Annotated in this window: 12 protein-coding genes; 7 read left to right on the forward strand and 5 right to left on the reverse strand. The window is 69.9% G+C overall.

Annotated features, from left to right (window positions below; genetic code table 11):
* Nucleotides 1-109: 109 nt before the first annotated feature.
* The 5 genes from ACFYPR_RS20605 to ACFYPR_RS20625 all read right to left on the reverse strand — a co-directional run bounded on the left by ACFYPR_RS20605 (nucleotide 110) and on the right by ACFYPR_RS20625 (nucleotide 5,519).
* The gene (locus ACFYPR_RS20605) at nucleotides 110-517 is read right to left on the reverse strand and encodes a hypothetical protein (protein WP_355138642.1); all 408 of its coding nucleotides are present in this window, start codon (nucleotides 515-517) and stop codon (nucleotides 110-112) included.
* Nucleotides 514-2,964, reverse strand: coding sequence for an AAA family ATPase (locus ACFYPR_RS20610; RefSeq protein ID WP_387261642.1), 2,451 nt, complete (start codon nucleotides 2,962-2,964; stop codon nucleotides 514-516). The genes ACFYPR_RS20605 and ACFYPR_RS20610 overlap by 4 nt, the downstream gene beginning before the upstream one ends.
* A gap of 89 nt (nucleotides 2,965-3,053) precedes the next feature.
* Nucleotides 3,054-3,872: a ribonuclease HI gene (locus ACFYPR_RS20615; protein WP_387261643.1), complete on the reverse strand. Its 819-nt coding sequence runs from the start codon at nucleotides 3,870-3,872 to the stop codon at nucleotides 3,054-3,056.
* A gap of 91 nt (nucleotides 3,873-3,963) precedes the next feature.
* Complete coding sequence (locus ACFYPR_RS20620; RefSeq protein ID WP_387261646.1) at nucleotides 3,964-4,908, reverse strand: hypothetical protein; 945 nt, start codon at nucleotides 4,906-4,908, stop codon at nucleotides 3,964-3,966.
* An 86-nt stretch (nucleotides 4,909-4,994) separates the two neighbouring features.
* A complete protein-coding gene (locus ACFYPR_RS20625; protein ID WP_387261649.1) occupies nucleotides 4,995-5,519 on the reverse strand; it encodes a DUF4352 domain-containing protein in 525 nt (174 codons plus the stop codon).
* Between the two features lie 84 nt (nucleotides 5,520-5,603).
* On the opposite strand from ACFYPR_RS20625, the gene ACFYPR_RS20630 reads away from it, so the two are divergent.
* The 7 genes from ACFYPR_RS20630 to drmC all read left to right on the forward strand — a co-directional run bounded on the left by ACFYPR_RS20630 (nucleotide 5,604) and on the right by drmC (nucleotide 22,288).
* Nucleotides 5,604-7,544: an N-6 DNA methylase gene (locus ACFYPR_RS20630; RefSeq protein WP_387261650.1), complete on the forward strand. Its 1,941-nt coding sequence runs from the start codon at nucleotides 5,604-5,606 to the stop codon at nucleotides 7,542-7,544.
* On the forward strand, nucleotides 7,541-8,434 hold the full coding sequence (locus ACFYPR_RS20635) for a hypothetical protein (RefSeq protein ID WP_387261653.1): 894 nt from the start codon (nucleotides 7,541-7,543) through the stop codon (nucleotides 8,432-8,434). The genes ACFYPR_RS20630 and ACFYPR_RS20635 overlap by 4 nt, the downstream gene beginning before the upstream one ends.
* Nucleotides 8,435-8,609: 175 nt before the next feature.
* A complete protein-coding gene (drmD, locus tag ACFYPR_RS20640; protein WP_387261655.1) occupies nucleotides 8,610-11,735 on the forward strand; it encodes a DISARM system SNF2-like helicase DrmD in 3,126 nt (1,041 codons plus the stop codon).
* Nucleotides 11,732-15,775: an Eco57I restriction-modification methylase domain-containing protein gene (locus ACFYPR_RS20645; protein ID WP_387261657.1), complete on the forward strand. Its 4,044-nt coding sequence runs from the start codon at nucleotides 11,732-11,734 to the stop codon at nucleotides 15,773-15,775. The genes drmD and ACFYPR_RS20645 overlap by 4 nt, the downstream gene beginning before the upstream one ends.
* Nucleotides 15,775-19,611: a DISARM system helicase DrmA gene (drmA, locus tag ACFYPR_RS20650; protein ID WP_387261659.1), complete on the forward strand. Its 3,837-nt coding sequence runs from the start codon at nucleotides 15,775-15,777 to the stop codon at nucleotides 19,609-19,611. Before ACFYPR_RS20645 ends, drmA begins: the two co-directional genes overlap by 1 nt.
* Complete coding sequence (drmB, locus tag ACFYPR_RS20655) at nucleotides 19,611-21,509, forward strand: DrmB family protein (protein WP_387261662.1); 1,899 nt, start codon at nucleotides 19,611-19,613, stop codon at nucleotides 21,507-21,509. Before drmA ends, drmB begins: the two co-directional genes overlap by 1 nt.
* Nucleotides 21,506-22,288, forward strand: a complete 783-nt coding sequence (gene drmC / locus ACFYPR_RS20660) for a DISARM system phospholipase D-like protein DrmC (RefSeq protein ID WP_387261665.1) — start codon at nucleotides 21,506-21,508, stop codon at nucleotides 22,286-22,288. The genes drmB and drmC overlap by 4 nt, the downstream gene beginning before the upstream one ends.
* Nucleotides 22,289-22,290: the final 2 nt, after the last annotated feature.

The following is a 22,290-nucleotide window of genomic DNA, read 5'->3' on the forward strand; positions in this document are numbered from 1 at the left end:
CACGATGCTCAGCTGGAGCGCCACCTCATCACGCATAGCAGTCCAGAGGCGAGTGGCCGAACAGACCGAGTGTGGGCGGGCGGGGCCGCAGCGCCACGGCGACGGGCAACTATTGGTTCGTGGTGCTGGCGGTCGGCTGGAGGTGCGTGAGCAGGGTGCTCACCTCGGTGTGCAGGCGTCGCAGCTCCGCCGCCGTCGGGGCCAGCTCATAGCAGTGATGGTGCGTGGCGGTGGAGAGCGTCGCCCAGGCGAACGCCACCCGGCGGGCGGTTTCAGTGCCCGGCCCGAGTCGGCCACGCAGCATCAACTGCTTCGCGCGGCCCTGCGGGCATACCGCCACGGCCGGCTTGACCCGCTGCCAGTAGCCGTCGACGCCGCCCTCCAGGGCGAGCCGGATCAGGCAGGCGCAGGCCCGCGGCCACCAACCGGCGCTGACCGCCGCGGCACCGAGCAGACCGGACCCGCGCAACAACTGGTCGGCCGCCGCCAGGCAGCGCTGCGGCGTCGGCGCGGTCACGACAGCGCCGCCGCGAGGAGGCGGGCGTCCGCGACCAGGCCGGGCAGATCCCCCAGGTTCGCACCGTGCACGCCCTCCCGGCACGCCTGGTACGCGTTCACCGCACGTCTTCCGTGCCGGCGGCCGAGCCAGCCGAGCACCTCGCCGCCCTTCTCGGCATCGTCGAACGCCGCCATCGCGACGATGGTGGCCAGCCGACGCGACGCGTCCACGATGGCCGCCTCGATGTCGGCGTGCGGAACACCCCGCACCACCCGGGTCCGCCAGACCGTCCGGTGGCAGGCAGCCTCCACCGCCGAGCGGCACAGCTCCGCGACCACCGGCCCGCGCACCTCGGCGGGGATCTCCTCGTTCCGCGACAACGCGTACGCGTCGTCCAGGTAGCGGGTCACCGGGTCGGAGCCGGGCCGCAGCGTCACCACCGACTTCTCCGCCCGGGTCACCTCGATGATGCGCGCCTTGCCGATGTCGAGCCGGCGCACCGCGTCCGGCAAGCGCGTGTCGTGGGTGAAGACCACCACCTGTCGCTGCTCGGCCAGCGCGGCCAGCACCCGGGCGAGCCCGTCCACCTTCGACGGGTCCATGCTCTGCACCGGGTCGTCGACCACGATGAACCGGAACGGGCTCTCCGGGGCGCAGCTACGCGGCAGGAAGGTCGCCAACCCGAGCGCCTGCATCTCACCCTGGCTCATCACCCCGAGGGCCGTGCCGTTGTCGGCGCCGTCCACGTTGACCGGGAAAACCACGCGCCGCCGGGTGTTCGCGCCTTCCAGCGTCATCGCACCCAACTCGACGTTGCTCTCCTGCCGCAGCTGCGCCCAGATCTGCTGGGAGTGCTCCGCGAACGGCGCGACCCGCTCGTTGCGGATCTGCGTACCGGCGTCCTTCAGCCAGGCGCGCGCGGCCTTCAACCGGGTCAGGGTCGCCTCCCGCGCCGGCAGCCCGCCGGCGGCGGCCACCCACTCGCGCACGTCGGCCGCCGCGGCCCGCCAACCGGTGTCGCGCTGCCGCAGGAACCCCTCGGCGTACGCGCGGGCCGCGTCCGCCGCGGTCACCACCGCCGGGTACCGCGCGGCCAGGTGGTCGGCCAGTTCGGCCGGCTCCCCAGGTACGCGCCGCAGCGCGGCCACGGCGTCACGCAGTGCCCCGACCGTCGGCTCCGACCCGGGGCCCTCGGGCACCACGAGGTCGTCGATCAGGTGGTGCGCCTGCCGCAGCAGAGCCGTCAGCCGGGTCGTCGCCGTCTGGGCGGCGACGCTGCGCTGCCGCAGCTCGGTGAGCGACTGCGCGGCGGCGGCACGCCACCCGCCGTCCAGGGTGCCGGTGGCGCACACCGGGCACGACCCGTCGCCCTCGTCGTCGTGGTGTTCGAGGGCGAGGCGGAGCAGCTCGGCGCTACGCAGCGCGGCCCGGGACCGGCCACCGTCGTAGCGCAGCGCCTCCGCCGCCGCCTCCCGCAGCTGGCCGGCAAGCCGGGTCACCTCGTCGACCGGCGGCGGGGCGAGGGCGGCGAGTTCCCGGCAGAGCAGCACTTCCCGGTCGGCGGTCGCCTCGTCCGGCTCGTCGAGGATCGCCGTCACCGCGCCGAGGTCGACCGCGCCCCGGCCACGCAGCAGCGCGGCGGTCCGCCGAGCCCGATCGTCGGCGATCCCCGCAAGCGCGTCAGCCAGGGCGGTGCGCTGCGCGCGTACCTCCTTGATGGTCGTGTCGTGCGGCCGGGCGGCGCGCAGCAGACGCTGGTCGGCGTCGGTGAGCGCGTCCAGGCCCAGGATCGCGAAGAGCGCGTCGAAGAGCTGGCTCTGCGTGCCGGCGGCGAGCTTGCCCAGCTCGGCGGCGGTGAGGAACGGCCGGTACAGCTCCAGCGGGCGGGCCAGACCCAGCTCGGAGAGGCCGATGTGCCGACCCTGGGCGCTGGTGACGGTCACCTCGGCGTCGGCCAGCTCGGCCCCGACCGGCCACGCACGGTTCACCCGCGTCGGCGTGGCCACCCCGTCGACCCGCAGCTCGACGTCGACCCAGCACGGGTCCGGGCTGTGCAGGTTGCGCCATCCCGTACGCCAGACGCTCGTCTTGTCGGCCCACCTGGCGCTGTCACCGGTCAGGGCGAGCTCGACGGCCTCGGCGAAGCTGGACTTGCCGGAGCCGTTGCGGCCCACGACCAGGGTGAGGCCCGGACCGGGGTCGATCTGGAGGGTCCGCTCCGGGCCGACGCCGCGGAACCCGGCGACGGTCACCGACTTCAGCCAGATCCGTTCGGTTGGGCCGTCGCCGGTGGGGGAGCGGGGGTCGAGCCGGGTGGGCGTGCCGGCGAGGGCTGCGGTCAGGTCGTCCTCGCTGGTGAGGGCGGCGAGGACCAGCTCGGCGGTCTCGGTCGGTACGTCAGCGGCGGCGAGCCGGTCGAAGATCAGCTCGATCAGGGGCGTGGTGGGCGGGGGAGGCTGGGTCATGGTCGTCTCCAGGCGTGTGGTGTCCGCGGACCGACGGGTCGTCGGTCCGCCCGGGTGAGCGGTGGATGTGCGTTACCGTGGTCGCGCGGTCAGAGCGTGACGTTCGCGTGCCAGTCGCGCAGGAACGCGTCGACCAGGGCGTGCGCCCGAGGACGCAGGTCGAAGGACTCCTCCTGCCGCCGGCGGGCCATGTGCGACAGGCCGTCGGCGGCCTCGTTGAGGGCGTGGCCGCTGTGTCCCTTGACGTGCGCGAACGTCAGATCGGGGCGGCGGGCCACCTGCTCGGCGAGCCGGACCAGGGTGGGCTGGTCCGACCAGCGGCGCTCCCGGAGGCTGTAGCCGGCCGGCATCGCGCCGGTCTCGCCGGCCTGCCAGCGGCGCAGATAGCGCAGGGCGGCGAGGCTGTCCAGCAGTACGGTCATGCCCGCTGGCACCCCGTCATACCCGGTGAGCAGGTAGTCGACCGCGCGTAGCTCGTTGATCAGCACCCGGGAGACGCCGGTCGGGTCGAGCCGACCGGTGCCCCGGCCGAGCAGGCCGTAATGGCCGTCGCTGACGACGTACCCGATGCCGCCGACGCGGCCCTTCCAGCTGGCGTCGGTCGCGGCGACCAGCGGCGCGGACGTCGCCGCCCAGCGGACCACCCGGCCGCGGCCGCGCTGCTGGTCGTCGCCGGACCGGCGGTGGATGCCGTGGTCGGCGGCCAGCCGCTCGGCGGTGTCGAGCAGCTCACCGGTGGAGGTCAGCTCGTCGTAGTGGGCGGCGGTGAGGGCCAGGCGGAGGGCGTCGCCGATGCGCTGGCAGTCGTCGCAGCGGGTAGGGCGGGTGAAGGCGCGCAGGGTGAGTGCACGGTCGTGCAGGGGAGGGGGGAGCAGGGCCAGGGTGCGGAGGAACTCATCGGGACGCACGACGCCTCCTGACGTCTCGGGAGAGGATGGTCGAGGCGCCGGCTGTGGCCGTCTTCCGCCTCGACGCTATGGAGCTGATGTCGTCAACGGATCAGGCGGGCGTGATGGTCCAGTTGCCGTCCGCCGTCACCTGAACGAGGGCGGGCGCCTGCAGGGGACGCACGCCGGAGTAGCCGCCGATCTCGTTGACGAGCAGGCCACCTTCGCCGGTCTCCATCGAGTAGGCGTGTACGACGAAGTTCGAGCTGCCCCTGGAGTGCGTGATCTTCGCGGCGGCGGCATCGCCGCCGAGTACCAGCACGTCGTCACCCTTGCCCGCAGCCTTTCCGGTGAGCGCCTTCGTGGCCATCTGCTCCACGCTGCCGATCGTCAACGTCCACGACCCGGACGCCTCCACCTCGAACTGGGTGGTCAGTGAACCGTCTTCAAGGTTGATCCACCGCTTACCGCTGTAGGAGCCGATCTCGTTCACCAGCAGGCCGTCCCCGTCGCTCTTCAGGGTGGTGTTGCTGGAGCACTTGCAGGTGAACTTGATGACCGACAGATCGGTCAGTTCCTTGATCCGTACGACGTCGTCGCCTCGTCCCTTGAGCACCTTCGGCTTGGGGGTCGGCGGGGCCGTGGTCGGCTCGGCGGCGGTGGTCGTGGGCGCGGTCGTGGTGGGCGCAGCCGTCGTGGCGGTGGCCGTCGGCGCAGCAGTGGTCGGCGTGGCACTGCTCGGAGCGGTAGACGTGGAGCTGCTCGCACTGGCAGCCGGCTCGGCGTCGTCGCCGGCGACCGCGCCGACGACGGCGCCCCCGCAGCAGAGGGCGATGACGAGGGCCAAGCCGCCGGCGGCCCAGGCCTTGGCGGCAGATCGCTTGGTCGGGACGGCGACACCGGCCGGAACGCCAGCGAGCCGGACCGTCGGGCCCTCAGGCGGTACGGCGGCACCGGCCGGCGGCGCATCGCCAGCCGCCGCGTTGCGCGGCTCTTCAGACGCCTCGGGCAGGCGGGTCGGCTCGTCGGGCGAGGTCGGGGTGGTCGGATTGGTCACGACGGTTCCTCCAGTGAACTGACGATGGCGGGGGACAGCGGGGCGGGCGGGACGCCCGCCCCGCTGTTGCAAGGGGATGGCGCTCGTCAGCCGAGGGCGACGTCGACGCCGCCGGAGAACATCGAGTCGTGCAGCTCGAGCTTGGCGAGCTTGACGTTCTTCGGGATGTCGAAGACCACGACGCCGTTGACCTGGTTGCCGGGGTTGATGTCGTTGAGGAACGTCTCGGCGTTCTTGTTGGCGTAGATCGCCGCGCCGGTGTCGGCGGAGTACTCGGTGCCGTCGGCCGCGTACGCCTTCTGGCTGCTGCCGTCGAACATCTGCGCTTCCTTACCGATGTTCTTCACGTTGACCGTGACCAGGCAGAACTGGCCCTGCGCCTTCGCGCCGATCACGTCAGTGCCGATCTTGGCGACGCCGCACTTGGACGACTTCACCGTGAACTCGAACTTCCCGTCCCGGGCCGGCTGACCGATCTTCGCCGTCTTCGCCGGGGCGTCCTCGCCCTTGCCGCCGTCGCCGGAGCTCTTGGACGTGTCGGTGGCGCCGGAGCCGCAGCCCAGGGCGACGAGGCCGGTGGCGATCAGGGCGAGAGTGGTGGTCTTGCGCATCGTTGTCCTCCTGATGTGAACGTTGCGGCGTCAATAAGAGCATCGTCCGAGAACGGTGTCAACAGACAATCTCGTGCTTGACAGATGTGCGAGACTTTCGACGTGCAGGAGAACCCGACCATCACGGCAGCGGAGATCGCCCGGCTCGCCGGTGTCGGTCGCGCTGCGGTCAGCAACTGGCGTAAACGGCACCCCGACTTCCCCGCCCCGGTCGGCGGGACGACGGCGAGCCCCGAGTTCGACCTGCTCCAGGTCGAGCAGTGGTTACGCGCCCAGGGCAAGCTCCCCGAGCTGGCCACCGCCGACCGGCTCTGGCGACACCTCGCCGCGGCCAGCGACACCCCGGCCGCCGGCCTCGCCGCCGTCGGCGCCCTCCTCCTGGCCCGCCAGCGCGGCTCCCGAACCGGTCACCCCGACGCGCAACTCGCGCCGCTGCTGCCCGACGTCGACGCCCTCGCCGACGAACTGGGCCCGCAGGGCGCGTTCGACGAGCTGTGGCAGCGGTTCTCCGCACCCGGGCCCGGCCGCCCCTTCGCCACCCCCGACGACCTCGCCGACCTGATGATCGGGCTCGCCAGCGTCGGCGGCGGCTCAGTGCTCGACCCGGCCGCCGGCTCCGGCGCCATCCTGCGAGCCGCCGTCCGCGCCGGCAGCACCTCGGTCTACGGGCAGGAACTCGACGACGACCTCGCCCGACTTGCCGGCCTGTGGCTGGCCCTGCACGACGTACCCGGTGAAGTCAGCACCGGTGACTCGCTGCGCGCCGACGCCTTCGCCGGCCGCGCCGTCGACGCCGTCGTCTGCCACCCACCGTTCGGCGCCACCAACTGGGGCGACGAGGAACTCGGCCACGACCCCCGCTGGATCGTCGGCACCACACCCCGCACCGAACCCGAGCTGGCCTGGGTGCAGCACGCGCTGGCCCATCTGCGGGTCGGCGGGCACGCCGTGCTGCTGATGCCACCCACGGTCGCCAGCCGCCGCGCCGGCAAACGGATTCGCGGTGAACTGCTGCGCCGCGGTCACCTGCGCGCCGTCATCGCGCTTCCGCCGGGCGTGGCAGCGCCGCACGGCGTACCCCTGCACCTGTGGGTGCTGCGACGCGCCGCGACGGACGCGCCGCCACCAGCGCGGGCGCTGCTTATCGACGCCGCCGGCGGCGACCTGGCCGACACGGCGCCGCGCGTGCTGGCCGCGTGGCGGGCCTTCGCCGCCGCCCCGGACGGCGACGTCGAGGAGGCCGGGTTCGCCCGCGCGGTCCCGGTCATCGAGCTACTCGACGAGGAGGTCGACCTCACCCCCGCGCGCCGGCAACCGGCCGTCGTGGGCGAGGCTTCAGGCGAGCATCTGGTACGCACCAGAGAACGACTGGCCGCCATCGTCGGCGAGTTGCCGGCGCTGCTGCCGCAGGTCACACCAGCGCCCGACGGTCCGGTGTCCGGCACTCTGTCGGTCGCCGAGCTGGCCCGCACCGGTGCCCTACAGGTGATTGGCCCCATCCGTGCCGCACCCGGCCGGGGAGAGGCTGACTCCACAGCTCACGGCCAGGCCTCGCTCGTCCTCACCGGCAGCGATGTCCTCGCGGGTGCCGACGCGTCCGGGCTCGACGACGGCACACTGCTGGAACGCGTGCCGCTGATGGTGGGGGACGTGGTCGTTCCGGCAGCGGCGCGGCAACTGATCTCGCGGGTGATCACATCCGACGGGATGCTCCTTGGTGCTCACCTTTACCTGTTGCGACCCAACCCTGCTGCGCTGGATCCATGGTTCATGGCCGGGCAGCTGCGTAACTCGGCCAACGACAAGCAAACGACGAGCCTGTCTGGTTCACGGGTCGACGTCCGCCGGGCACAAATCCGGCGGCTGCCGCTGGACGAGCAACTGGCGTACGGGAAGGCGTTCCAGCGGCTCCTCGCGTTCGAATCCGCTTTCGCGGAGGTGAGTGCACTTAGTGCCGACCTGGTGCGACTCACCGCGGACGGCCTGGCCGCCGGCACCCTTCGCCCCGAAGGTGGCGCGAAATGACCGCAGACCCGAACGACTCCGCGGGGGAGCAGCCCTGCGATTACCGGACGTTGCTCCCCGACGACGCATCGGACCACGACAAAGGTGTGGTCGAAGGCGGCCTCACCGCCGAAGAGCAGGATTGGCTCAGACAGCAGCGCCGTGAGTGGGAACTCAGGTCTGGTGGTGAGCGCCGCAGCGCGGAAGACCTGGTCAGCGGTCACTCGATTGACGTTGTGCCGGCGCGGTGGGTGAATTTCGATCGATGTCCGCCCTTCGATGCCGATGCCTCGTCTCGTCTGTCGCTGAGCCGTGGGGCGGTAACGGACGTGGCGCGACAGTGCCGTGAGCGCGAGCTGTGGCTGCCGCTCCTTGTCACGTCCTTTGCCTGGGGTTGGGGAAGCCGTGGTTTTGGGCCGGCCCGGCTGCGCTGGGTTCTGAATGGCAAGGCAGGCTTGCCGGGACTGCCGACGAGTGAGATTGAGAAGCGGCTCGCCGCCGCAGTCGACGCCCTCGACCGGCGAGGCGCCGGTGCTGCCTACCAGCTGCTGTTCGGCACGGGCCGGATCTCTGCGTTCGGGCCGGCCTTCTTCACGAAGTTTCTCTACTTCGCCGGCAGGACGGACAAGGCTCGGTGCCCAGCTCTGATCCTGGATGCGCGGCTGGCGCGGCAGATGCGGGGTTTCTGGCAGGGCCGGGCCTACGAGCCGTACGCGTTGAACGGCCGCTCCGCCCGCTGGCTCTGGCAGGGACCGCGCTGGTCGCCTCGCCGCTATCAGATCTACCTGGCCTTCATGTCTCGCGCGGCGGCGCAGCTGTCGGTGTCGGGTGAGCGGTGGACGTCGGAGTTGGTGGAGCTACTGCTTTTCAGGAGAAATCTAGGCGACCGACCTGGCGATGTCGTTACCTGACTAGCTAGGCAGTCCCGTCGACGGGACGTTGAGGGAATGATCGTTTGGCCGCCCTCGCTGTCCTGTGAAGTGAACAAACAAGCCTTTTGGCTGAGTGTTACCCCATGAGTACCGGGCGTACGGTGCGGGTCGGATCGAGTGGGGGCGAACCAACAATGGGGGGACTATGCCGAGCGTGACGACGGCGAAGCCGGAAATCGGCAACCTGGTCGCGGTACGCGGCCAGCGGTGGGTGGTCAGCGACGTGCAGCAGGGCGAGCACAGCAGCCTGGTCAGCCTGCAGAGTGTCGAGGACGGCCGCTACGGCCACACACTCGATGTCATCTGGGAGGTCGAACCGGGACGCCAGGTGCTGCCCAGCGGCTCGCTGCCCGACGTCACCGAGGGCAAGTTCGACTCGCCGCAGCGGTTAGCCGCCTTCCTCGACGCCGTCCGCTGGTCGGCGGTCACCTCCGCCGACGTGAAGACGTTGCAGTCGCCGTTCCGCTCCGGTGTCGCGATCGAGGACTACCAGCTGGAGCCGGTGGCCCGTGCGGTCGACGCGCCCCGGGTCAACCTGCTGCTCGCCGACGACGTCGGCCTGGGTAAGACCATCGAGGCTGGCCTGGTCGCCCAGGAACTGCTGCTGCGCCAGCGGGCCCGGCGCATCATGGTCGTCTGCCCGGCCGGTCTGACCCTCAAGTGGCGCGACGAAATGGCGGAGAAATTCGGTCTCGACTTCGCCATCATCGACGCCGAGCGTTGCGCCACGGTCCGTCGAACCCATGGCTCGGCGGCGAACCCGTTCGAGGTCTACCCGCTGAGCATCATCAGCCTGCCGTGGCTGCGGGGGCAGAAGGCGCAACGCCTGCTCGACGAGGTGCTGCCCGCCGACGGTCCCACCTACCCGCGTACGTTCGACCTGCTGATCCTCGACGAGGCGCACCACGTCGCCCCGGCCGCCCCCAAGCAGGTCTACGCGGTCGACTCGCAGCAGACCAAGCTGATCCGTCGGCTCGCACCGCACTTCACACACCGGCTGTTCCTGTCCGCCACCCCGCACAACGGCTACCAGGCGTCCTTCACCGCGCTGCTGGAGATCCTCGACAACCAGCGGTTCGCCCGCGGTGTCGACCCGGACCCCTCAGCCGTGAAGGACACCGTCGTCCGGCGGCTCAAGCGTGACGTCACGGACGCCGACGGGAAGCCCCGCTTCGTGGAGCGGGTCGCCACCGCGATCCCGGTCACCTACCCGGAGAGCGAGCGGCAGATCCACGCCCTGCTCACCGAGTTCGCCGAGCTGCGACGTAAGCGGCTGCACTCCCAGCGGGGACGCAAGGCCACCGACCTGGTGACGCTGCTGCTCAAGAAGCGGCTCTTCTCCAGCCCTGCCGCCTTCGCGCACACCGTCGGCGTCTACCTGGAGACCCTGCGCAGCCGCAAGGCACCCGCCGTCCTGCCGGCCGACGACGACGTGCCGGAGTGGATGGAGGACTTCTTCGACGACGTCGCCACCTACGCCGACGACCAGCTCGCCGAGGCCGAGGACGATGCGCTCGGCCGGACCAGGGCCATGCAGCCCGACGCCACCGCCGACGAGATGGCCCTGCTGGAGAAGATGTACCAGTGGGCCGAGGGGAAGGCGGCGCTGCCGGACGCCAAGGCCAAGGAGCTGATCACCTACCTCGGCGCGGTCTGCAAGCCGGACGGCCGGCACTGGACCAACGAGCGCGTCGTGGTCTTCACCGAATACCGCGACACCCAGATCTGGCTGGCCGAGCTGCTCCGCCAGGAGGGCCTGGCCGGGCAGGAGCTCGTACTGCTGCACGGCGGTACGCCCGCCGATGAGCGCGAGCAACTGCGGCTGGCTTTCCAGGCCGACCCGACGAAGCAGCCGGTGCGCATCCTGCTCGCCACCGACGCCGCCAGCGAGGGCATCGACCTGCAGAAGTACTGCCACCGACTGGTCAACTACGACATCCCGTTCAACCCCAACAAGCTGGAGCAGCGCATCGGCCGGGTCGACCGGTACGGCCAGACGACCGCCCCCGAGATCAAGCACTTCGTGGGCAGCGGCTTCGGCAAGTCCGTCGACTCCTATGAGGCGGACCTGGAGTTCCTGTCCCGGATCGCGACCAAGGTGGCGCGGATGGAGGCCGACCTCGGTTCGGTCAACGCGGTGCTCGCCGACGCCGTGCAGCGCCGGATGCTCGGCCAGCAGGTCGACGTGGACATCGACAAGGCGGGCAAGGCCAAGAGCACCCGTAGCCTGCCCACCGAGGCCAACCTGCGGGAGCAGGTCGTCAGGCTTCGGGCGGAGTTGGACAAGACCGTCGAGGAACTGGGCATCACGCCGCCGGCCGTCAAGCGGGTCGTCGACACGGCCCTCGAACTGGCCCGCCAGCAGCCGCTGAAACGGCACATCGACGACCAGCACCTCGTTGACGGCCTCTACACCGTCCCGCCGCTGACTGGATCGTGGCAGCGAGCCGCCGCCGGGCTGACCGCGAAACTGCAGCGCGACGACGAGCCGCCCCGACAACTGCCGGTCACCTTCGAGCCGGCGGTGGCGAAGGGGCAGGACGAGATCGTGCTCGCCCACCTGAACCACCCACTGGTAGCCATGTCGACCCGGCTGCTGCGCGCCGCCGTCTCCAACCCGGACATCGGGCTGCACCGGGTCACCGCGGTGGTCAGCGACGACCCGGCGCTGGAGGACGTGCTGGTCGGGGCGTACTCCCGGTTCGTGCTGGTCGGCGCCGACGGGGTGCGGCTGCACGAGGAGGTCCTCTACGCCGGCGGCTGGGCGCCCGAGCACGGCCGGTTCCGTCGGCTGGACAATCTCGGGACCCTCGGCGGCATCCTCGACCGGGCGATCACCACCGGCAGCGCCGCCTCCGGCCTGGTCGAGGCCCGGCTCGCCGAGCGCTGGCCCCGCGTCGCCGACGGCCTGCTCGCCGCCATCGACTGGCGCACCGCCACCCGCCACGAATCCCTGAAGCGCAAGCTCGACCAGCGGCAGGCAGCCGAGCAGCAGCGCATCATCGACAACCTCGACCAGTTCGCCACCACCCTGCGCGGCGCGCTCGCCGACGACGACGCCGAGGATGCGCTGTTCAGCGTCGCCGTCGCTGCGAAGAGCAAGGAAGAACTGGCGCAGTACCGCAAGGACCGTCAATGCTGGGAGGAACGCTTGTCGGCCCTGGAAGTCGAGCGCGACCGCGAACTCGCGGCCGTCGCGGCCCGCTACCGAGACCCGAAGCCGCACCGGTTCCCGGTGGCCGTGGTCTTCGTCGTACCGAAGCGGGAGGCCATCCGATGAGCCGCACCTTCCGACGTCCCGCCGCACCCGACGGCGCCGAGCAGCACCGCAACTGGCTGAGCCTGGTCGAGGTCAGTGGGCCGTTCCTCAGCCTGCCGGTGCTCCGCGGCACCTGGCCGACCCTGGACGCCCTCGACAAGAAGACCCGCGAACGACTGCGTCAGGAGCACGCCACCTGGCAGGCCGACACCGCCGCGGCCCAGCAGCCGTGGATCGGGTACGTCCTGCGCGAGCTGCTCGGCTGGGGCGAAACCCTGCACACCGACGGCCTCGACACGCTCGCACACACCGTCGCCGAGCACGACACCGAGCTGCGCCCGTCGTTCGCGCTCGTCGAGCCGGGCGAGGAGATCAAGCCCGACAGCGTACGAATGCTGGGGTTGATCTGCCCGGCCGGCAGCCAGCCGACCGCCCGGATTCGTGATTCGGCGTGGGCGGCGACCCCGGTCGACCGGCTGGCCCACCTGTGCCGACACCACAACATCGAACTGGGTCTGGTCACTGACGGCCGCTGGTGGACGGTGGTGTGGGCACCGCGCGGCGGCGTCACCACCACGGCCGTCTTCGATGCCGTGGCGTGGCCCGAGGCGGCCGAGCGCGACGTGGTCCGCGCGTTCGTCTCGCTGCTGTCCCGGCACCGGTTTTTCGGCGTCCTCGACGCCGAGCGGCTGGTGCCGCTGCTGCGGGCCAGCCTCGGCAGCCAGGAGGAGATCACCGAGGCGCTCGGCGTCCAGGTCCGCCAGGCCGTCGAGCTGCTCGTCGCCGCCATGGGTCGCACCGACGTCCGGGACCGCGAACTCGGCGGGCGCGGCCTCCAGGACGTTGACGCGCACGACGTCTACCGGGGCGCGGTCTCGGTGATGATGCGCATCGTCTTCCTGCTCTTCGCCGAGGAGCGCAAGCTGCTCCCCGCCGACAACGAGCTGTATGTGAAGGCGTACTCGGCGGGGCGGCTCTGCGCCGAGCTGGAGCAGCGAGTCATCGAGGGCAGCGAGGAGGACCTGGAGCACAGCTCCGCCGCCTGGCACCGGCTGCTCGCCCTCTTCAACGCCGTCTACCGCGGCGTCGACCACCCCCGGCTCACCATGCACGGCCATGACGGGTCGCTCTTCGACCCGGAGGCCACCCCATGGCTGCCGCTGACCATCGACGACCGGACCGTCCTGCACATGCTCCGGGCCGTGCAGTACGTCGAGATCGGCACCGGCCGGTCCCGGGAGCGCCGCACCCTCAGCTTCCGCGCCCTCGACGTCGAGCAGATCGGGTACGTCTACGAGGGCCTGCTCTCATTCGAGGGCTTCCGGGCCAAGGACGTGACCGTTGGGCTGATCGGCAAGGAAGGGCTGGAGGAGGAGGTCGCCCTCGCCGATCTTGAGGCTCTGAGCGAGCGGGTATCCGACTTGCCCGCGCTGGCCCAGGCGCTCGCCGAGAAATACAAGGACTCGAAGATCGGCTCGGTCGCGGCGCTGACCAAGCGGCTGGCGCCGCTCGACGGGGTGGAGCGCGAGGAGGCCCGCAAGATGTTGCTCGCCGTCACCGGCGGCGACTACCCGCTCTCCGAGCGGCTGCTGCCCTTCGTCGGGGCCATCCGCGAGGACCTGCGGGGACTGCCCGTGGTGATCCTGCCCGGTGCGCTCTTCGTCACCGAGTCGGCGCTGCGCCGCAACACCGGCACCCACTACACACCGCGATTCCTGGCAGAAGAGGTGGTGGAGGGGGCGCTGGAGCCGCTGGTCTACGAGCCGGGACCGTTGCAGACGGCCGACAAGTCACAGTGGGAGCCAAAGTCTAGCGAGGAGATTTTGGCGCTCAAGGTCGCCGACATCGCCATGGGGTCTGCGGCGTTCCTAGTCGCCGCAGCTCGCTACCTCGCCGGTCACCTGATCGAGGCGTGGTCGCGGGAAGGGCACGAGCGCGCGCTCGCCTACCAGCAGCGTGAGGTTGACCGACCGGTGGACGCCGACGAGGACCCGCTGGTGGTGGAGGCGCGGCGGCAGATCATCGAGCACTGCCTGTACGGAGTGGACATCAACCCGATGGCAGTGGAGATGGCGAAGCTGTCGCTCTGGCTGGTCTCCATGGACCCGCGGCGCCCCTTCACCTTCCTCGACGATCGTTTGGTGGCAGGCGACTCCCTTCTTGGTCTCGCGACTGTGGAGCAACTTGAGTACATGCACGTGAAGCCCAAAGAGGGCCGCGTGATCCATGAGGACCTCTTTGGGTGGGCCCATGGCGTGCGTGCCGTGGTCCGCGACACGGCAGATAGCCGTCGTGCGATCTCTCAGGTGAGCGGCGGTGATGATTCGCTCGCTGGGCTAACCAGAAAACGCGATTTGTTGAGAGCGGCCGAGCTGACTTCGCGTCGTCTCCGCCTCTTTGCGGATTTGGCAGTCGGCGCAGCGCTTGCCTTCGCTGTGAAGGGCGATCGCGGACTAAACACCGGATCAGTTCAAGCGGCCAAGCTGGCCGATGATCTGACTGCCGGACGCGCCGAGGAGGCCGTGCTCGCGCAACAGCGGAAGCAGTGGCTGGCTGCAGATCGAGTGCCTGGCTCATTCGAGCGCAAACCGCTTCACTGGCCACTTGTTTTCCCCGAGGTTTTTGAGGCTTCGGGGTTCGATGCGGTTATTGGGAATCCCCCATTCTTGGGTGGACAACGTCTTACAGGCGCTTTCGGAGACGCCTATCGAGAGTATCTCGTTAACGTGCTAGGACGCGGCGTCCGAGGAACCGCTGACCTCGTCTCCTACTTCTTGCTCCAAGCGCATGCGCTCCTCAACCGGCGAGGGCAGACCGGCTTGATTGCCACTAACACGCTCGCACAAGGGGATAGTCGTGAAGTCGGACTCGACCAGCTGCTTCAGGATGGCGTGCAAATCCGTAAAGCCGTGAAGAGTGAGCGTTGGCCGTCGCGCTCTGCGATGTTGGAGTATTGTGCAGTATGGACTAGTCGGACAGCGTTGGGTCCAGAGGCTCATCGAATCCTAGATGGCTCCACAGTCGTAGGGGTTACCTCTTCACTCGAGCCGTCTTCTAGGACGATTGGTAAAGCGGAGCGATTGGTCGAGGGGAACGGCGCCTTTATCGGTTCCTACATTCTCGGTCTTGGCTTTACTATGTCACCACAAGAAGCGCAATCATTGATCGAGAAGGACCCGCGGAATGCTGAAGTATTGTTCCCGTACCTCAATGGCGAGGATCTAAATCAGCGGCCTGACTGCTCCGCGCGGCGGTGGGTAATCAACTTCCATGACTGGACTGAAGAGCGGGCCAAGTCTTATCCGGAATGCTATGACAGAGTTTTGCGTCTCGTTAAGCCCGAGCGGGCTAAGAAGAACGATAGGCAGCGGCGTGAAATATGGTGGCGATTCACGCGCCCGGCGCCAGAATTGTATGCAGCCATAAAAGCTATGGAGAGGGTTATTGCCGTTGCTCAAGTAAGCAGGACGGTGATGCCTGTCATGGTTCCAACCGGGCAGGTCCTCTCTAACATGCTTGTCGTCTTCGCCAGTGACGATTTCGGTATGTTGGCGCTGCTTAGCAGCGCTCCTCATTACTGGTGGACGGTAAAGCAGGCGTCGACAATGAAGGGGGATCAGCGTTACACGCCTTCCGACGTCTATGAAACCTTTGCTCGTCCGGCCCTCAACTCTGAAACTCGGCTACTGGGGGAGCGGCTTGACAAGCGGCGACGGGATGTGATGCTCGCTCGCAATGCCGGATTGACCGGTACCTACAACCTGGTTCACGCTCCGGACTGCAAAGACTATGACATTGCCGAGCTTCGTGAAATTCATCGTCTCATTGACGAGTCGATCGTGCGGGCATACGGCTGGAATGATCTGCTTTCCAACTTAGAGCACGGCTTCTACAGCACGCGTCAAGGTGTGCGTTTTACTGTTGGTCTGGCTGCACGCCAAGAGATCGTTGACCGGCTGCTGGAGTTGAACCACCAGCGCTATGCCGAGGAACTGGCGAAGGGTCTGCACGACAAGAAGAGTGGTCGCAGGGCGAAGATCACCGAAGGTGGGCTGTGGTGATGGTCGACGTACAGGGCGGGCTTTTCCCGAACCCTCGTGGCGAGCAGCAGGCGCTCTCCCTGTCCGGCAAGGACGACGCTGGCCAGCCCGCGCTGGTCCCGCCGCTCGACGTGCCGCAGACGTTCCCCGAGGCGACGTCCTACCAGGTGCGGGATGAGCTGGAAAAGCTGATCGGGCGGGACTTGCTCGGCCCGTGGGACGGCGAGCGCGAGGAGTTCCGCCCCGGGGCGATGGGCCCGCGCGAGCGCTACCTCGTCGGCATGCTCGGCCCGAAGCAGCGCCCGCGGTCCGACCGTCGTGAGGCGGCCGAGGTGGCGGACGTGGACGCTGCCGTCCAGGGTGACGGCGCGGAGGCCGAGCTGCCCGAGGTCGTCACCCCGCAGAACCTGGGCAAGATGTGGGCCTCGTCCATGGGGCTGTCGTTTGCGGTGCCCGGTGACGTCGACGTCCTCACCGTGACCGCCGACTGGGGCCGCTACGACCTGCGCGAGTCCGAGGACGAGAAGGGCAAGAAGCGCCGGGTCTGGTACCGCGAGCCGGTGTCGTACCGCAAGGAGGTTCGCCTCGACAGCGAGTCGTCCTACCGGATGCCGCTGACGGTGTCGGACGAGGACGAGCCGGGCGTGCACCTGGCCGTCGAGGTCCGGCCTCGCGACGGCCGTCGGGTGGTGCAGCTTGCCCTGATCAACACGCAGATGGAGGCGACCAGCAATGGTGACACGGCTTGGCTGTTCCAGGCCGCCCTCACCGTGACCGCGCTGGACGGCAACGCCGCCGTCTTCCTGCCGATCGACGACCCGCTGGACGGGGTGCAGGGCGTCGGTGACGACCTGGAGGAGACGCACCTGCAGCTGCTCTACCGGTCGCAGCGCCGCTACGCCTCCGGCCGCAACGTGGCCGTTCACCCGTCGGTGCGCGAGGACGAGCGGTGCGCGTACCAGCTCGCCACCACCTGGCTGCCCACCCACAACGTGCCGGCGACCGTCGCCCAGGTCGGCGCGGACAGCGGCCTGGCCGGCGTGGAACTGTCCATGGACGCCCTCGCCAGCGTCGACATCGACCGGCTCCGCACCCGACTCGCGCCACTGGCCGACGGGTACGAGGACTGGCTCGACGACGAGGAGACCAAGATTTCAGGCCTGCCGGAGCCGCTGCGCCCGGCCGCTGTGACGGCCGTCTTCAACGCGCGCCGCGCTGCCCAGCGGATCCGTGCCGGCGTTGCGCTGCTCACCGATCCGGACAATGAGAAGCACGCCGACGCCATTGCCGCGTTCCGCTTCGCCAACGAGGCGATGGCGTTGCAACGTCGACACAGCGAGGTCGCCCGGCTCCGCGAGGAGCAGGGCCTGTCGTACGCCGCAGCCAGGGCCACCATCGACGCGCGCGGAGCCGCGGCTGCCTCCTGGCGCCCGTTCCAGCTCGCGTTCGTCCTGCTGAATCTGCCGTCGATCACCGACCCGGCGCATCCGGAGCGGGCCGCCGACCGCGATGCCACCGTCGACCTGCTCTTCTTCCCCACCGGTGGTGGCAAGACCGAGGCCTACCTCGGGCTGACCGCCTTCACCTTCGCCATCCGCCGCCTCCAGGGCGTGGTCGGCACCGGCGCGGACGCCCGCAGCGGCGCGGGCGGTGTTGCAGTGCTGATGCGCTACACGCTGCGGCTGCTCACCGCGCAGCAGTTCCAGCGGGCCGCCGCCCTGGTCTGCGCCGCCGAGGTGCTGCGCCGACGGGCGGAGAGCACCTGGGGTGCGGAGCCGTTCCGGATCGGGCTCTGGGTCGGTGGCGGGGTGTCCCCCAACTGGTTCACCGAAGCCTCGGAGCAGATCGCGGAGGCGCGCGAGGTCGGCAACGGCAAGTTCACCAACGTGCTGCAGACGTTGAGCTGCCCGTGGTGCGGGTCGAAGCTGCGCGCCGAGCGTGACCTGACCGTCCGCGAGGACGAGCGACGGGTCCTGGTCTTCTGCCCGGAGGCCGAAGGTGCGGATGCCTGCCCGTTCTCCCGGACCCGCTCCGCCGAGGGCCTGCCGATCCTCACCATCGACGAGGAGATCTACCGGTACGCCCCCAGCCTGGTCATCGCCACCGTCGACAAGCTCGCCCAGCTGCCCTGGCGGGGCTTCGCCGGAATGCTCTTCGGCCGGGTGCGGGAGCGCTGCCCCCGGCACGGCTACCGTCACGACGACCTGGATGCGAAGACCGGCTGCGGGGCCCGGCACAACAAGAAGGGCAAGCTGCCGGCCGTCACCAGTGAGCCTGTCGTCCGGCTGCGCCCGCCGGACCTGATCATTCAGGACGAGCTGCACCTCATCTCCGGTGCGCTCGGCACCATTGTCGGCCTCTTCGAGGCGGCCGTCGACCAGCTCTGCACCTGGCCGCTGCCGGGCGGCCGCGAGGCCGGGCCGAAGATCGTGGCGTCCACGGCGACCACCAAGCGGGCCCGGGAGCAGGTGCTCGGCGTTTTCGGCCGACAGCTCGCCGTCTTCCCGCCGCCGGTCATCGACATCACCGACACGTTCTTCAGCCGGCAGGTCAAGGTCACCGTGCAGAACCCCGGCCGCCGCTACCTGGGCGTCTGTGCGCACGGAGTCCGGATGAAGTCGGCGGAGATCCGCCTCTCGGAGATCCTGCTCATCGCCGGGCAGACCCTCTTCGACACGTACGGGCAGCCGGCCGATCCGTACATGACCACCGTCGGCTACTTCAGCGCCACCCGTGAGCTGGCCGGCATGCGCCGTCTGCTCGACGACCAGGTCACCACCCGCGTCCGCAGCCACGGCCGGCGCAAGGGACTCTCCGACCGGATCGCCGGCACGCAGATGCTCAACGTGCAGGAACTCACCTCCCGGGTCTCCTCCGCCGACATCAGCGAGGTGCTCAAGCGGCTGGAGAACGGCTTCGACCCGGAGCTCGACACGACTGCCCGACGTCGGGCCGTCCTGGAGGACATTCGGGACGGGTTCAAGGCCAAGACCGCGTCGAATCCTAAGCCGTCCCGGCACCCGGTCACCCATAGCTTCTACCAACGGCAAGACGAGAACCGGGTGCCAGTCGACGCGGTGCTCGCCACCTCGATGCTCCAGGTCGGTGTGGACGTGTCCCGCTTCGGTCTGATGGTCGTCACCGGGCAGCCGAAGAACACCGCCGAATACATCCAGGCGTCTTCCCGGGTCGGCCGTGACGCGAAGCGACCCGGCCTGGTGGTCACCCTCTACAACTGGACCAGGCCGCGGGACCTGGCCCACTATGAGGACTTCGAGTACTACCACGCGACCTTCTACCGCCAGGTGGAGGCGCTCTCCGTCACCCCGTACACCCGGCGGGCGCTGGACCGGGGCACCACCGCCACCCTCGTCGCGGCCGTGCGCAACGGCGAGGACAGCTTCTCCCGCAACACCGACGCCCACGACGTGCCGCTCGACGGGCCGGAGGTGCAGCGGGTCATCGACCGGTTGCTGGCCCGCGCCGAGGCGATCAGCGGGACGCGCGGGCGCGACTACCTCCACGAGCGGATCAATACGCTCCGGGACGAGTGGAACAAGAAGAAGACCGGCTCGTCCCGTCTCGGCTACTCCGAGGGAACGTTCAAACAGCAGAAGCTCGCGGGCCTGCTGACCGTGGCCGGTGGCGGGCGGTGGACCGGGCTGACGGTCGGGCAGTCCATGCGGGAGACCGAGAACGAGATCAACCTCGTGCTGCCCGCCGGCGGGGAGATCTTCAACCCGCAGTACGGGACGCCGGAATGGTCCTTCGGCCCAGCCAGCGACACCAAACGGGACGAGGACCTGCCCGACGGGGATGAGCTGGGCGAATCGACGCTGACCGGGAAGGGCAACTGATGGCCGCCAACTACTTCCGGCGGGTCGGTGCCGTCCGCCCCAGCCACCTGATGTTCACCACCGGCGTCGGCGCGATCGTCGACCTGCCCAACTTCTCCGTCCTGGTCCGGGGGCTCGACGACTGGAACTACTCCGTCGTGCCCAACTGGGAGGAGATCGTGGAGCCTCGGCTGCTCGCCGCCGTGCGAGCGTTGGGGGAGCGCTCGGTCAAGGAACTGCGTCCGGCGCCGTGGCTGGACGGTACCGACCGGGAGCCCGCTGGCCCGGCCGGTCGCGTCGGAGTGCCCATCACGCCGTTTCCCGGGTGGCTGCGCTGCACCGCCTGCGACGACCTGGCGCCGATCGACTCGAACGTCTTCGGCTTCGAGAACTCCAAGCCGCGCAAGCCACACGAGGCCCGCTTCTTCCACACCGTGTGCAGCCGCAAGAAGTCGGGGCGTAAACCGATGGCGGTGGGCGCGCGGTTCGTGCTCGCCTGCACCGCCGGCCACCTCGACGACTTCCCGTACGCCCACTTCGTCCACCAGGGCGGCGCGTGCCCGAACGCCAGCCATCCCAAGCTGAAGATGGATGACCGCGGCGGCAACCTGGGCGCCAACGTCGAAATCAAGTGCGCCCCCTGCGGTGCCCGTCGCAACATGAAGGAGGTCCTCGGTCCGCGGGGCGCAGACAAGCTGCCCCGCTGCCGTGGCCGTCGGCCGCACCTGGGCGACTTCGACCCGAAGGGCTGCGGCGGTGCCGAGCTGAAGCTCCTGGTCGTCGGCGCGTCCAACCAGTGGTTCGCGCAGACCCTCTCCGCCCTGGCCGTGCCGCGCACAGGCGCCAGCGAACTCCAGGCCAAGGTGGAACAGCACTGGGCCGCCCTGGAGGGTGTTCCCAACGTGGACATGCTGCCGTACCTGCGGACGGTCGTGCCGGCGTTCCGTGAGCTGGAAAGGTGGAGCGACCAGGAGATCTGGGCGGCGATCGAGCGGCACCGCACCGGCGCCAAGGGCGGCGAGGAGGAGAAGGGCTACCCCGACCTGCGTACGCCGGAATGGGAGATCTTCTCTGCCGGGCAGCTGCCGCCGGCCACGGACGACTTCACTCTCCGCCGCGACCCCGACGGCGTGCCCGGCGAGCTGAAGAACGTCTACGCCGACGTCATCCAGGCCGAACGGCTGCGGGAGGTCCGCGCGCTGGTCGGCTTCACCCGACTCGACTCGCCCGACCCGGAGGATCCCGACCTCGTCACGCGCGCGTCGTTGTGGAAGGGGGCGGCCACCTGGGTGCCGGCCAGCGAGGTACGGGGGGAGGGGATCTTCCTGCGCCTGCCCGAGGACCTGCTTGCCGCCTGGGAGCAGCGGATCGAATACACCCAGGTCATGCAGGAGCACCGGGACGCGTACGCGCGGTTCCGCAAGAATCGCTACTCCGGCCGGATCGCCGGACCGTTTGACCCGATGCACCTCTGGCCAGGCGAGCGTTACATCGCTCTGCACACCCTGTCGCACCTGCTGATCCGCACCATCGCGCTGGAATGCGGCTACAGCTCAGCGAGTCTCTCCGAACGGATCTACTCCGGCACCGGGGCCGACCCGCAGCGCGCGGGCATCCTCATCTACACCGCCGTTCCCGATGCCGAAGGCACGCTCGGCGGGCTGGTGTCTCTAGCCGAACACGACTCGCTGGTCCGGCTCACGCGACGGGCGCTGGCCGACGCCATGCACTGCTCGTCGGACCCGCTCTGCGCCGAACGGCTGCCCCAGGACCCGGCGGACTTCCTGCACGGTGCCGCCTGCCACGTCTGCCTCTTCGTCTCCGAGACGACCTGCGAACGCGGCAACCGGTTCCTGGACCGGCGGTTCGTCGTACCGATCGACAAGCCGGACCTGGCGCTCTTCCCCGAGCTGCCATGAGCTGGCACCCGGCGTTCGAGGCGGCGGCCGAGGCCGCGGTGCACCGGCTCGGTCCGGGACACCTGCGGGTACTCGCCGACCGCCTCGGCGACGGCTCGCCCGAGCAGGCCGTCCGGCACGCCGTCCCGGTGCCCGGCTTCGCCGAGGCGGCCGGGGCGGTCCTGGCGGCGCAGCGCGCCTCGGAGCTGCCGGGCGTGGAGGCGGCGGCCTACCTGCGCGGGCTGGCTGCCGGCCACGCGCAGCGGTCGGCGGCGGTACGGATCGAGTCGGTGTGGAGCGGGCCGAGCACCCACCCGGTGCCGGTCCGCGCCACCGCCCAGGTGCTGGTGGATCTGGTGGCAGAGGCACACGCCGAGCTGCTGCTGATGACGTACTCCGCGAAGCCCTACCCGCCGCTGCTGACGGCTCTGGCGGCGGCGGTCGCGCGCGGTGTGACCGTGACCGTCGTGGTCGAGACACTGGCCGGGGCCGGCGGAGCGTTGAACGGCACGGAACCCGGCGCCGCCTTCGCGTACCTGTCCGGCGTCCAGGTATGGCACTGGCCGGTCGAGCGGCGGGCCGAGGAGCACGCCAAGATGCACGCGAAGATCGCCGTCGCGGACCGGCGGGTGCTGCTGGTGTCCAGCGCCAACCTGACCCAGTCCGGGGTCAACCGGAACATCGAGGCGGGGCTGCTGGTGCGCGGCGGCACGGCACCCCAGCGGGCGGCGGAGCACATCGCGGAGCTTCAGAGCCGCGGGGTGCTGGTCAGGCTTCAGACGTCCGGGCAGGGGTGGTGACC

It is taken from the genome of Micromonospora sp. NPDC005254 (assembly GCF_042872525.1).
Lineage (GTDB): Bacteria > Actinomycetota > Actinomycetes > Mycobacteriales > Micromonosporaceae > Micromonospora.